This is a genomic window from Zhongshania marina, assembly GCF_002915595.1.
GTDB lineage: Bacteria > Pseudomonadota > Gammaproteobacteria > Pseudomonadales > Spongiibacteraceae > Spongiibacter > Spongiibacter marinus_B.
In genome coordinates this window covers 103,799-117,110 of record NZ_PQGG01000031.1, presented here as the reverse complement: position 1 = coordinate 117,110, position 13,312 = coordinate 103,799, and the positions used below count along the sequence as shown (strand labels likewise).

The following is a 13,312-nucleotide window of genomic DNA, read 5'->3' as shown; positions in this document are numbered from 1 at the left end:
ATTAGACGTGCCGGCTGGTTTGCATGTCGGCATAGCGCTTTGCCCACGCAACAAATTGTTCAGCGGGGATGGGGGGAGAATACAGAAAGCCCTGTACCATATCGCAGTGGTGCTCTCTTAAAATGCGCCGCTGATTTAGGTTCTCTACCCCTTCAGCAATAACCTTCATATTAAAGCTATGCCCCATTGCGATAATAGCATTGGTTAGTGTCACACTGTCGCTGCAATTGTCTATATCATTTACAAAACTGCGGTCGATTTTTAAGCTGTCAAAAGGGTAGCGTTTTAAATAACTAAGTGATGCGTAGCCGGTGCCGAAATCGTCGAGAGATAAATGTATGCCCAAGGCTTTGAGTTGTTTAAATGTGTCGCGAATTTCTGGCGTGTCGTTAATCAACAAACCTTCGGTAATTTCTAGTTCTAGCTGCGCTGCGGGTAAACCGCTTTGCTGTAGGGCGTAGCGAACATTTTCAACAATATCGCCATCGGTAAATTGTTTGGCAGAAATGTTCACCGCTACACTTAATGCTGGCAAGCCTGATCGCGTCCAAGCTACTACTTGTTGGCAGGCATGTTCTAGCACCCATTTGCCAATACCCACAATCAAGCCGCTTTGCTCGGCAACAGCAATAAAGTGATCAGGTGTTGGATTGTTTAAGGCACTATTTTGCCAGCGCAATAGAACTTCTACACCGCGCAATCTATTATTTTCAAGATTAATAACAGGTTGGTAGTAGAGTTTAAATTCGTCGCGTTCGATGGCGTGACGCAAATATTTTTCCATCTCTAGTCTGCGTTCAGTTTCGCTACTCATACCTTCTTCATAAAAGCTGAAACGATCGCCGCCTTTTTCTTTGGCACTGAACATTGCGGCCTCGGCGCGACGCATTAACACCGTGCTGTCGTCACCGTCTTCTGGGTATTTACACAAACCAAGGCTGGCAGAAATGGTGACTTCATGATGATTGACGTAAAACGGTTGGCGGCATTTGTCGAGTATGGTTTCGGCGAGAATGCCCGCTTCGTTTATACAATTTTCGGTACTTAAAACAATTAGAAATTCATCCGCTCCTAAGTGCGCAAGTATTTGATCGTCGCTAACACTGCGTCGTAATCTCTCGGTGGTTTCAACAAAGATTTTGTCTACAACGTGATGACCTAGCGAATCGTTGATATAGCGAATACGATCAAGATCAATGTGGATAAGAATAAATCCGCTACTCGAGCTATCGTCATTAATGGTCGATTGAATCGCTCGTAAAGCAAATTGTCGATTTGGTAAACCCGTTAGTACATTGTAGTGTTCACGGATAAATAGCCGGTCTGCTATGGCTTTGTGTTCAGATATATCTTCTGCACACACAATCACCCTAGTGAGTTCACCAATATCATCGAGAATTGGCGTAACTGTCGCGGCGAGGTAGCGGTATTTTTTCTTGTCGCCAACGCGTAATTCACCGCGCCATTCTCGTTTTTCATCTACAGCCTTGCGCACCAACAGACGGGTTTCTTCCTCGACATTGGCAGTCCAAATATCCAGTAAGGAATCGTTGTTTGAATTATTGGCTTGAATAATATTTAGGGAAGAGTGGTGGGTGTTGATAAATTCTATATTTAGATATTTATCCAGCAGCATTAAGGCAGATGATTTATGGGCTAATAGTAGGTTTTGTTGCTCATTCTGTTGTTCTAGCTGCTGGCGGGTTTTGCGTTGGCGCTCCAATACACCGCTAAGGATAAGCGCCGTTAAGCTTATACAGCCCACCAATGTGGCTAACATGAGTAATGCTGGGTCGTAAGGCGTTATTAAAACGAAGTAAGCCGCCGCCGACAATACGGCAGACAGGGCAAGTGCTATGGCTAAAAAAAGGTATGCCATTGATAACTCGTAAAAATATAACGTAGAGCTATGTAATCATATTTGCGCGATTTAGTCAGTGTTATCTATCGCTATTTTATTTAGAACTGTCGAGCTTCTATTGTTTTGCCTTGCTGGAGTGACATTTCATTAGTGTGAGCCAGCTCTAGCTACCAACATCGCAAGCGGTGCTGTGTCATTGACTGGATCAAAGGTCGTTTCGTGATAGTAGTGGATTTCTAAGTCTTGGAAGGCGAGGCACAGCTCATTATGTTTTAAACAGAAGCGTGTATTTATTGGTTTAGCTTGTGGGGCCTCAGTTTGAGCTTGCACAAAGGTTTGATAGAACAATAGCCCGCCGGGCTTAAGCGCGCGCTGAATAGCTGCAAATAGCGGCCTATGCAGAAAGTAGCTCACGACAATAAGGTCGTATTGTTTGCTAGTTAATCCGTCTTGCTCTATGTCTGCGCGGAGGGTGTTTATCTTTAAATTTTCTTCATCGGCATAGTGTTTTAAACGAGCCAGCGCCACATCAGAAACATCAATAGCGTCACACTCCAAGCCCTGTTGCGCTAAAAATATCGCGTTTCTGCCTAAGCCGCAGGCCAAATCTAATGCGCTGCCCTGCTTGGGTAGCATGGCGGCGTGTTGCTGTAAGACCTCACAGGCGGGGGTAGCAAGCGCGCGCTCGGCATGGCGTTGATTCCACTTGTTGCGGCTATCGCTGGGCATGAATCAGCGCCGCCAAAACGAGGGCATCAGCAGCACTAGCAAGGTAAAAATTTCTAAACGTCCAAGCAGCATGGCATAGCAGAGTATCCATTTTCCGGTATCACTTACGCTGCGGTAGCTAGCCGTTACCTCACCCAGTCCGGGGCCCATATTATTAATGGAGGCGGCGGTTGCAGAGAAGGCGCTGAGTGAGTCGAGCCCGCAGGCCATCATTGCCAGGGTGATGAGAATAAAGGAGATCATGTAAACGCCAACAAAACTCCACACCGCGCTCACGATTTTTGCTTCTACACGGTGGCTGCCAATTTTGAGGGGGATGACGGCGTTGGGGTGAATGAGTTGTTTCATTTCCCTAATCCCCTGCTTTGCGACGAGCATGACACGAACCGCCTTCATGCCGCCGCCGGTAGACCCTGCGCAGCCGCCGATGAAGGACAGCATGATTACTGCGACGGGTAGAAAGCTTGGCCAAATTGAGAAGTCTTCGGCACCAAATCCAGAGGTGGTGGCAACGGATATGGTGTGGAAAATGCCGTGAATAAAGCTGTCTTCTAAAGAATATGTGCCGCTGAAATACAGGTATACCGAGATAGTCAGAGTAGAAATGGCAATCACAGATAGATAAAAGCCGGTTTCAGCGTCTCTTAGGTAATGGCGTATGGACCGAGACCGCCAAGCGTGAAAATGGATAGTAAAACTCAGCGCCGCAAACAGCATAAAGCCGCTGCATATCATTAGTATCAGCGGGCTTTGGAAGTAGCCCATACTGGCGTCATGGGTAGAGAAGCCGCCGATGGCGACGGTGGAAAATGAGTGGCAAAGGGCATCGAAAAAGCTCATTCCAGCAAGCCAATAGGCCAAGGTGCAAACCAAGGTCAGTGACACATACATAAGGAATAAGACTTTCGCGGTGCCGGTAATCCGCGGGGTGAGCTTATTGTCTTTTACGGGGCCAGGTGTTTCGGCACGGTAGAGCTGCATGCCGCCAATACCCAGTATCGGCAGAATGGCGACGGCGATAACGATGATACCGATCCCGCCTAACCACTGCAGAAACTGACGGTAAAACAATATAGAAATCGGTAGCTCATCCAAGCCGGTAATAACGGTGGCGCCGGTGGTGGTAAGACCGGATATTGATTCAAATACCGCGTCGCTCACTGACAGGCCGGGGTTGTCGGCTAAATAAAACGGCAGCGCACCGAATAGGCCGAGTACGGTCCAGAATAGCGAAACCACCAGAAAGCCGTCGCGTATGCTGAGCTCGTGTTGTTGTTTTAGATTACTTAGCCACAGTGCAAGACCACTGCCAAAGGTTAGGACGAAGGCGGTAGAAAAGGCATTGAGTGCGCCATCGTTTTGCCACATAGACAGAATGGCGGGTAGAGCCATAGTTAAACTGAATATCATCAGTAACATGCCGATGATTCGACCGATGATTCTCAGGTGCATAAATGCTCACCCTTCATTGCGATAAACTGGTTTGTCATCAGAAGAAGGTAAACCCGACCTGGAATAGTTTTTCGACCATTTTGATTTTGCTCTTATCGACGAGGAATAAAATCAAGTGATCTTCGGATTCAACGAGCAAGTGGCTGTGGGCGATCATGACCTCCTCGCCTCTGACTAACGCGCCAATGTTGACGCCTTCGGGTAAGACGATTTCATCCAGTCGGCGACCAACGACTTTGGAGGAGCGACTGTCACCGTGGGCAATAATTTCGAGCGCCTCAGCAGCGCCACGTCGCAATGAGTGGACATTGTAAATATCGCCGCGACGGACATAGGTGAGCAGGCTGCCAATGGTGATTTGCTGGGGTGAGATGGCGATGTCGATATCACCACCCTGCACTAAATCGACATAAGCCGGATTGGTAATTAAGGTGATTACTTTTTTGGCGCCCATTCGCTTAGCCAGCAAAGACGACATGATATTTGCTTCATCGTCATTGGTGAGCGCGAGAAACACATCAGTCTCTTCGATGTTTTCCTGGGCGAGTAAATCGTGGTCAGAAGCGCTGCCATGTAACACTATGGCTTTAGATAATTGCTCTGATAGGGCGCGGCAGCGATCGTAGCTGCGCTCAATAATTTTCACGTGATAACGGCTTTCTACCGCCCTCGCAAGGCGTTCGCCAATATTACCGCCGCCGGCAATAACCAAGCGCTTATAGGGGGTGTCTAAGCGACGCAACTCACTCATGACCGGCATAACATTCTTTTTGGCGGCGATGAAAAATACCTCATCACCGGCTTCAACCACGGTGTCGCCGCTGGGCAAAATGGCTGTTCCGCGCCGGAAAATAGCGGCAACACGGGTGTCGACGGTGGGCATGTGGTCGCGGATAGCGGCCAGCTCATTGCCCACCATCGGGCCACCGTAATACGCTTTTACGCCAACTAGCTGAACCTTGCCGTCGGCAAAATCTAAAACTTGGAGTGAGCCGGGGTACTGTAATAGGCGTTTAATGTAGCGTGTGACTAATTCTTCTGGGCTGATAAAGACGTCAATCGGCACAGCGTCATTGCCAAACAACTTTTCTACATTAGTGTAGGCATTGGAGCGAATCCGAGAAATTTTAGTCGGGGTGCGAAACAGTGTGTAGGCCACCTGGCAGGCGACCATATTAATCTCGTCGCTATTGGTTACCGCGATTAATAAATCTGCATCTGCGGCCCCCGCTCGGGCTAGCACGTCGGGGTGTGAGGCTTGGCCGGTCACGGTGCCGATATCTAGGCGATCCTGCAGCTCTCTGAGTCGATCAGAGTCTTTGTCTACAACAGTAATGTCATTGTGTTCACTGGCGAGGTTGGCGGCCAGTGTGCCCCCTACCTGCCCTGCGCCGAGAATAATGATTTTCATTGTTCGAAGTCGCCTGCGCTGCCTGTTATTGATTCATACCTGATACGGTTACCACAGCGAGATGACGCGTGCTGGGGTGAGAAAAACATAGTAACGATCAAGCCCGTCATTGTGCGGCGACGGGGTGCGCCACTCAATAGCCGCGATCAGAGTTTTTGCGAATTTTCGCGTAGAAGAAGCCATCGTGTCCGTCAATTTGTGGGAAAAGTTGTCGGCAACCTTCGCGATCTATCCCCCAATTGGCGTTTATTGGCACTAATTCGGCATCTGAATGATTGGCCAAAAATGCGGCTATTTGCGCTTCGTTTTCCGCAGGTAACAATGAACAGGTAGCGTAAACAAATATGCCGTTTGGTTTTAGGCTCTGCCAGAGACGGCCTAATAGCTTGGCTTGTAGTTCTACCAGCGGGCCGATATCTGTGGCGAGCCGGTTGAGCTTAATGTCGGGATTGCGGCGAATAACGCCGGTGGCGGAACACGGCGCGTCCAGCAAAATGCGATCAAAATGAATCCCATCCCACCAAGCGTCCATATCGGCAGCGTCGGCACTGAGGAGTGTTGCGCTAAGTTCGAGGCGATCTAAGTTGTCTTGAATTCGGGCAAGACGCTGCTCGTCTATATCAAGGGCGACAACTTCTGTTAATTGCGGCTCGCACTCTAAGATGGCGCCAGTTTTACCCCCTGGCGCAGCGCAGGCGTCTAGCACTCGCATGCCAGCCGATAGCTCCAGCAATTGGGTGCACAGCTGGGCGGCTTCGTCCTGCACGCTGACGTGACCGTCGTGAAAGCTGGGCAATTTGTCTACGCTACAAGCCTGCTCAAGACGTATGCCTAAGTCGGCGAAGGCACAGGCTTGGGCGGCGATGTCGGTCTTGGCAAGAATAGTTAAATAGTCTTCTCGGCTTTGCTGCAGTGCGTTTACGCGTAAACAAAACGGCGGATGGGCATTGCTGGCGGCGAGAAGATCCTCTAGCTGTTCTGGCCACGCCTGCTTTAGGGCGTCGAAAAGCCATGCTGGAAAGGCGGCATCAGCATCTGCGCTGAGTGCTGCGAATATGCTGTCTTGTTCGCGCTGGCAGCGGCGCAAAATCGCATTGGCCATACCCGATGCCCATTTTTTGCCAAGGCTTCGACAGCCTTCAACACTGCTATTGATGGCTGCGTGGGCAGGAATGCGGGTGTAAAAAAGTTGATATGCGCCAAGGTAAATCAGCATTTTTACGTCGCTGTCTTTGGCTTTTAAAGCCTTACTAAAAAAGGGCTTTAGGGCTGCGTCTAGCTTCCAGTAATACCGTAGGCTACCGTAGCAAAGTTCGCGATAAAGCGAGCGTTGAGACGGCTCAACATCCTGTTCGTAACGAGCTAATACGCGAGAGAGCGAACTACCCTCCTGCTCAATGTTTGCAAGGCAGCGCGCGGCGGCGACGCGGGGACATTTCATAGTGTGCCTGAGGGCGAAGCCATTAGTGTGCCGGGGCTAAACTGCTCAGCGCGGGCATTGAGAATATCGCGAGCAGACAGTACTTTGCCGCCGGGCATTTGTAAATCGAGAATACGCAGTGCGCCGTGGCCGCAGGCGATGGTGATGCCAGATTTATCCGCACTGAGAATTTCGCCGGCAACTGTGTTTGAGCCAGCCACAGAGACGGGTTCTGCCCGCCAGATTTTAATGCGTTGGTCGCGGCTGTTCGCGGCAAATTGCGTATAGCAGATGGGGAATGGATTAAAGGCGCGAATTTTTCTGTGCAGCGTGATCGCGTCCTCCTGCCAATTAATAAAGGCTTCGTCCTTGGTAATTTTTTTGGCGTAATTACTGAGGGCGTTGTCTTGAACTTCTTTGTGCGCGGTGCCTTGGGCTAGCGCAGACACGGCTTTAATCAGCGCGGGGCCGCCAATCTCTGCTAGTCGCTCAAATAGATCAGCGGCGGAGTCAGTATCTAGAATGTCACATTCGACCTTGCTAAGCATGGCGCCGGTGTCTAGGCCGGCATCCATTTGCATAATGGTAACGCCGGTTATTAAATCCCCCGCTTCAATGGCGCGCTGGATCGGCGCCGCGCCACGCCAGCGCGGCAGCAGTGAACCGTGAACGTTTATACAACCAAGGCGAGGAATATCTAAAACGCTTTGTGGCAGTAGCAAGCCGTAGGCGACCACTATCATTAAGTCTGCTTGATGACTGGCGAGAAGCTCGCGGTCGGCGGCCTCTTTGAAATTATAGGGCTGGTATACCGGCAGTCCCGCCGCTTCTGCACATTGCTTTACGGCGCTGGGCAGGGTTTTCTTACCGCGTCCCGCTGGGCGGTCAGGCTGGCTGTAAACGGCGACAATGTTGTGGCTGCCGTCGTCTATTAGCGCCTGCAGGTGTTGGGCGGCAAAGTCTGGGGTGCCAGCAAATATTAGCCGTAAAGGTGCTGTGCTCATGAGGATTGTTGCTTATGGAGTTTTTCCAGCTTGCTGCGAATACGGTTGCGCTTGAGCGGCGAAATATAATCGACAAACAGTTTGCCCAAGAGATGGTCATTCTCGTGTTGAATACACACCGCTAGCAGACCTTCTGGCTCCATTTCAAAGGGTTCGCCGTTGCGGTCTAAGGCTTTTACGCGAATATGTTGTGGCCGCACCACCGTTTCGTAAAAGCCGGGCACGGACAGGCAGCCCTCATCGTATTCAAAGGTGTCTTGGTCGATGACGGTGATTTCAGGATTGATAAACACCAGCGGTTGACTGCGGTCATCGCTAACGTCAATCACCACAATTTGCTCGTGTACATTGATTTGGCTTGCCGCCAAGCCAATGCCAGGTGCGTCGTACATCGTTTCAAACATGTCGTCGATTAATTGACGGACGCGATCGTCAACATCCTTAACGGGTTTTGCCACCGTCCGCAGTCTTGAATCGGGAAACTCAAGGATTTCAAGTACAGGCATAGTAGTTCGTGACCATTTATCGTGTAAGTTGTGTAACTATTGCTAAGATAATGATTGAGTAGACATTTTGGCCTACAAAATATTCGCCTGTTGTGGCGTATCCTCTATATTATACAGAGAGCGTATAAGAAATGCCTGATTCTTGCCATTTGCTGGCGGCCAGTTTAAAGAGTAATAGGATTTAATTATGAAGAACACGGTATTGGGGCTTTGTCTTGGTCTGGTGATGACGTTGGCCCAGGCTGGTGATGTGCTCTCCTTAAAAGCTGGTCACCCGCAAAGCTATGTGGTTAAAAAGGGCGACACGCTCTGGGCTATTTCAGGCATGTTTCTGGATGATCCGTGGCTCTGGCCGGAGTTGTGGTATTACAACCCACAGGTGAAAAATCCGCATTTGATCTACCCCGGCGACGTATTGAAGTTGATGTGGGTAGATGGCAAGCCGGTGCTGGTGAGAAATCCAGCGCCTGACAATAGTGTTGTAAAGCTAACACCAGAAATGCGTATCTCTGAGATTACCGACGCTATTCCGGCAATCCCTCTCGATGTGATTGCGCCCTTTTTAACCCGCAGCCGCGTTGTTAGCGATGCTGAATTGGAGCAGGCCCCTTACGTTTTGGCGGGTAAGCGCGGCAATATCGTTGCCGGCGCGGGGGATCAGATATTGGGGCGCGGTGATTTTAGTAATGATGAAACCTACGGCGTTTATCGTCGCGGTCAGGTCTACAAGGACCCCGTCACCGGCGAGGTATTGGGTGTAGAGGCTACTGATATTGGTACGGCCAATCTACTTGCTACCGAAAAAGACATTGCTACGCTGACCTTAAATCGCAGCACCCAAGAAATTCGCCGCGCCGACCGCTTCTTGCCGATGGAAATTCGTCATATTCATGCGCGCTTTGAGCCAAAGGCGCCGGCGGAAGACAGCAATGGTTTTATTATTGCGGTCGAGGGTGGTGTGACCCAGATCGGCAGTCTTGATGTGGTCACCTTAAATTTAGGTGAGCGCAATAAGCTAGAGCCCGGTGATGTGATGGCGATTTATTCTGCTGGCGGGGTTGTGACTGACCCCGTTACCAATGAGCGGGTAAAGGTTCCCGATGTACGCGCTGGCTTATTAATGGTTTTCCGCAGCTTTGAACGGGTGAGTTACGCGTTGGTATTAAAAGCAGAACAGCCGTTAAAAGTTGGTGATATCGTTAAAAACCCATAGTAGAACTGTTAACAGCGGGTCGCTAATCGCGGCCCTGCCACAACACGCAAGGATGCGAATGTGGAAATACTTGCCCGTCGCTGGCTACAAGCACAGCAAACCCTCACGCCGTCACCTGCGAATTTTCGCCGCTTGATGAGCGCGTTTAACACCCCTCATGCATTACTTGAGCGCCCCGCTTCTGAATTAATACAATTTGGCGTGAGTGCTAAGCAGCTAGATTTACTTGCTCAGGCTTTGGGGTGTTCAGATCATGGCGCAGTTGATGACATGCTAGACATTGCCAATGCTGAGCTCGTGTGTTGGCATGACGAGGACTACCCCGCCCTTCTAAAAGAAATTCACGATGCCCCGCCGTTGATGTATTACCGAGGTCGCCGTGAGCTGCTGAATCAGTTGCTGTTTTCTGTGGTGGGTAGTCGTCGCCCCAGCCGTATGGGTCATAGTGATGCAAAGGCATTTGCCAGCGCGCTGGGTCAGGCTGGCTTTACGGTGGTTAGTGGCATGGCGCTTGGCGTGGACGCCGCAGCCCATACTGGGGCTATCTCGACACCCGCCTCTACCATTGCGGTATTGGGAACGGGGGTGGACTGTTGTTATCCACGAAGCAATGCAGCGCTATATCAGCAAATAGGTGTAGAGGGCTTGCTTCTCAGCGAGTTTCCGCTCGGTAGCCTGCCGTTGCGCCACCAATTTCCGCGCCGTAATCGCATAATCAGTGGCATGAGCTTGGGTGTGCTGGTGGTTGAGGCGGCAATACACAGTGGCTCCTTAATCACCGCTAGGCAGGCACTAGAACAAAATCGCGAAGTATTCGCCATACCAGGATCTATTCATAATCCCGCTAGCCGTGGCTGTAATGCTCTGATTAAACAGGGAGCAAAATTGGTCGAAACCCTAGCTGACATCGTTGAAGAATTTGCTGGGTGGACGAGCGGCGAATTGCCATTAGAGACTGCGTCAACATCAAGCGAAAGCAGTGTTGCCTCTAAGGTTTACGACGCGCTTGGCTACGAGCCACAATCCCTCGATGAACTCGTGCAGCATTGTGGCTTGGGGGTAACTGCTACCTTGGCTGAACTCAGTGAACTTGAAGTAGAGGGTTGGGTTGAACAGCAGCGCGGCGGTTGGCTGCGTTGTCGATAAGCTCTCTGCTGTATTGTGAGCGAATAAAATTAGCGCAAGCAAATGTTCACGGCTTGCGCGGTTTGATTGCTGTTCCGTATTCAATCGTGAATTTACGGCTCATCGCAGGGTAAAAACGGGTATACTTTGGCCGCATTTTGTCGCTTTCGCTAATCACTATGCGGATCAATTTTATGGCCTTGCCAGAATCTTATCGTTTGCGCCGTGCTGCTGCCCTGCTGCGCGCGGGCGCTGTTGTGAGCCATCCTACTGAAGCGGTGTGGGGATTGGCCTGTGTGCCCTGGGATCGCACTGCGGTGGGGCGTATTTTGAGTATGAAAAATCGCGACCCCGCCAAGGGTTTGGTTTTGGTCGCTGATTGCCTTGCCCGTTTTGACGAAATACTGCCAAATCTGCCTGAGGCGGCGCGTAACACGGTCGAAGCCAGCTGGCCTGGGCCGCACACTTGGGTTGTGCCTGATTACGCGTGGGCACCGTCGTGGATTCGCGGAAGCCATCAGAGTGTGGCTATCCGCGTTAGTGGTCACCCACTTACAGCAGCGCTTTGTCGTGCTGCCAATACCTGTTTAGTGTCGACTTCCGCCAATCCAGCAGGGTATGAGCCCGCCAGAACCCAGCGTGAAGCGCAGCGGTATTTTGGCCCCCAAATTGATTATTACTTGCCAGGCCGCACAGGTGAGCGAGCGCAACCGACGGATATCCGCGATGCCTTGAGTGGCGAATATTTACGCGGTGCCTGAGTAGTATTAACGGCGCGAATTTTGCTGCCGTGGAGAGCTTATGAATAATGTAGATATCGCTGCGGTTAAGCAGTTTTTATTATCCCTCCAAGATCGTATCTGCGAGCAGTTGGAGGCGGCGGATGGCAAAGCGAAATTCGTCGAAGATGATTGGGGTCGCGGCCGCAGCCGAGTCATGACCGATGGCGCCGTGTTTGAAAAAGGCGGCGTGAATTTTTCCCATGTCCAGGGTGATGCCATGCCGGGCAGTGCAAGTGCTCACCGCCCCGAGTTGGCGGGCCGCAGCTATCAGGCAATGGGGGTGTCTTTAGTGATGCATCCACAAAATCCCTACGTGCCCACCAGTCACGCCAATGTGCGATTTTTTGTGGCAGAAAAGGCGGGAGAAGAGCCGGTTTGGTGGTTTGGGGGCGGCTTTGATCTTACGCCCTATTACGGTTTTGAAGAGGATTGCCGGCACTGGCATCAGGTGGCTAAAAAGAGTTGCGACCCCTTTGGCGGTGAGGTGTATGCCAAGTATAAAAAATGGTGCGATGACTATTTTTATATGGGGCATCGCAATGAGGCTCGCGGCGTCGGTGGCTTGTTTTTTGATGATTTGAATGACGGCGGTTTTGAACGCTGTTTTGAGTTTATGCAGGCGGTGGGTAATTCCTACACCGACGCTTATGTGCCAATAGTTGAGCGCCGTAAGGGAATGGAATGGGGTGAGCGTCAGCGCCAATTTCAGCTCTACCGCCGTGGTCGCTACGTAGAGTTTAATTTAGTGCACGACCGAGGCACCTTGTTTGGCTTGCAGAGCGGTGGTCGCACCGAATCTATTCTTATGTCACTGCCGCCCCTGGTCAGATGGGAGTATAATTGGCAGCCCGAAGAAGGTAGCCCTGAAGCCGCGTTAACTACGCAATTTTTGCCGTGTAGAGATTGGCTATCATCGGATTAATAAAGGCAGTATTTTTTGCTTATGGAAAGTAAAGATCAGTACGCAGTGTACGGAAACCCCGTTAAGCACAGCAAATCCCCCCAAATACATGCAGCCTTTGCTGAGCAAACTGGCCAGCAATTGCATTATCGCGCCCACAAAGTGGAGTTGGAGCGTTTTGCTGAGACCGCGGGCCAATTCTTTAGTCACGGTGGTAAGGGCTTAAATATTACGGTGCCCTTTAAATTGGACGCCTTTGAATTTGCCGACCAGCTCAGTGGTCGCGCCCGCCGCGCTGGTGCAGTAAATACCCTTGCTTTACAAGAAGATGGCAGCATTTACGGCGACAATACCGACGGTGTTGGCCTAGTTCGCGACATGCATGACAACCTTGGTTGGGAGTTGAGTGGACGTAGGGTGCTAGTTTTAGGTGCTGGCGGTGCGGTGCGGGGTATTCTTGGGCCTCTACTAAAACAAGGCCCCGCCCATGTTTTGGTGGCGAACCGGACGGTGGATAAAGCGCAAAGTTTGGCTGCGCATTTTGATTCGCTGGGAAATATCGCCGGCTGTAGCTATGACGGTTTGGCTGGTGGGCAATTTGACCTCATTATAAATGGCACTAGCGCGAGTATGAGTGGCGATTTGCCGCCCTTGCCTCACCATATCTTGAGCACGGAGGCCTGTGCTTACGATATGATGTACGGGCCTGAACCAACACCTTTTATGCGTTGGGCCGCAGGTGAAACCGCATGGGCAGTATCCGATGGCTTGGGGATGCTAGTTGAGCAGGCGGCGGAATCTTTCTGCATTTGGCGCGGAGTGCGCCCAGATACCAAGCCTGTTATTGAGTTAGTTCGTCAATCTTTGTCGGCATAAACTTTATGCCGATGGTCTAGTTGGAAATAATT

The 13,312-nt window shown here is 50.8% G+C and carries 12 protein-coding genes; 5 read left to right on the top strand and 7 right to left on the bottom strand.

Features of this window, described 5'->3' with window-relative positions; genetic code table 11:
* Position 1 precedes the first annotated feature (1 nt).
* From C0068_RS13625 to def, 7 genes are all read right to left on the bottom strand, one after another.
* Complete coding sequence (locus C0068_RS13625; protein ID WP_103685029.1) at positions 2–1,879, bottom strand: putative bifunctional diguanylate cyclase/phosphodiesterase; 1,878 nt, start codon at positions 1,877–1,879, stop codon at positions 2–4.
* 129 nt (positions 1,880–2,008) lie between these two features.
* A complete protein-coding gene (locus tag C0068_RS13620; protein WP_103685028.1) occupies positions 2,009–2,590 on the bottom strand; it encodes a class I SAM-dependent methyltransferase in 582 nt (193 codons plus the stop codon).
* 3 nt (positions 2,591–2,593) lie between these two features.
* The gene (locus C0068_RS13615) at positions 2,594–4,042 is read right to left on the bottom strand and encodes a TrkH family potassium uptake protein (RefSeq protein ID WP_103685027.1); all 1,449 of its coding nucleotides are present in this window, start codon (positions 4,040–4,042) and stop codon (positions 2,594–2,596) included.
* A 37-nt stretch (positions 4,043–4,079) separates the two neighbouring features.
* Positions 4,080–5,453 (bottom strand): Trk system potassium transporter TrkA, encoded by a 1,374-nt coding sequence (gene trkA, locus C0068_RS13610; protein ID WP_103685026.1) that lies wholly within the window; start codon positions 5,451–5,453, stop codon positions 4,080–4,082.
* 133 nt (positions 5,454–5,586) lie between these two features.
* Positions 5,587–6,894: a 16S rRNA (cytosine(967)-C(5))-methyltransferase RsmB gene (gene rsmB, locus C0068_RS13605; RefSeq protein WP_103685025.1), complete on the bottom strand. Its 1,308-nt coding sequence runs from the start codon at positions 6,892–6,894 to the stop codon at positions 5,587–5,589.
* The gene (gene fmt, locus C0068_RS13600; protein WP_103685024.1) at positions 6,891–7,877 is read right to left on the bottom strand and encodes a methionyl-tRNA formyltransferase; all 987 of its coding nucleotides are present in this window, start codon (positions 7,875–7,877) and stop codon (positions 6,891–6,893) included. Before fmt ends, rsmB begins: the two co-directional genes overlap by 4 nt.
* Positions 7,874–8,383, bottom strand: coding sequence for a peptide deformylase (def, locus tag C0068_RS13595; RefSeq protein WP_103685023.1), 510 nt, complete (start codon positions 8,381–8,383; stop codon positions 7,874–7,876). The genes fmt and def overlap by 4 nt, the downstream gene beginning before the upstream one ends.
* 187 nt (positions 8,384–8,570) lie before the next feature.
* On the opposite strand from def, the gene C0068_RS13590 reads away from it, so the two are divergent.
* The 5 genes from C0068_RS13590 to aroE all read left to right on the top strand — a co-directional run bounded on the left by C0068_RS13590 (position 8,571) and on the right by aroE (position 13,280).
* Positions 8,571–9,596 carry a LysM peptidoglycan-binding domain-containing protein gene (locus C0068_RS13590; protein ID WP_103685022.1) on the top strand — a complete coding sequence of 342 codons (1,026 nt, stop codon included), beginning with the start codon at positions 8,571–8,573 and terminating at the stop codon, positions 9,594–9,596.
* A gap of 60 nt (positions 9,597–9,656) precedes the next feature.
* The gene (gene dprA / locus C0068_RS13585) at positions 9,657–10,742 is read left to right on the top strand and encodes a DNA-processing protein DprA (protein ID WP_103685021.1); all 1,086 of its coding nucleotides are present in this window, start codon (positions 9,657–9,659) and stop codon (positions 10,740–10,742) included.
* Positions 10,743–10,915: 173 nt separating this feature from the next.
* Positions 10,916–11,482 (top strand): L-threonylcarbamoyladenylate synthase, encoded by a 567-nt coding sequence (locus C0068_RS13580; RefSeq protein WP_103685020.1) that lies wholly within the window; start codon positions 10,916–10,918, stop codon positions 11,480–11,482.
* Between the two features lie 40 nt (positions 11,483–11,522).
* Positions 11,523–12,425 carry an oxygen-dependent coproporphyrinogen oxidase gene (gene hemF / locus C0068_RS13575; RefSeq protein ID WP_103685019.1) on the top strand — a complete coding sequence of 301 codons (903 nt, stop codon included), beginning with the start codon at positions 11,523–11,525 and terminating at the stop codon, positions 12,423–12,425.
* Between the two features lie 21 nt (positions 12,426–12,446).
* Positions 12,447–13,280, top strand: a complete 834-nt coding sequence (aroE, locus tag C0068_RS13570; RefSeq protein ID WP_103685018.1) for a shikimate dehydrogenase — start codon at positions 12,447–12,449, stop codon at positions 13,278–13,280.
* Positions 13,281–13,312 lie beyond the last annotated feature (32 nt).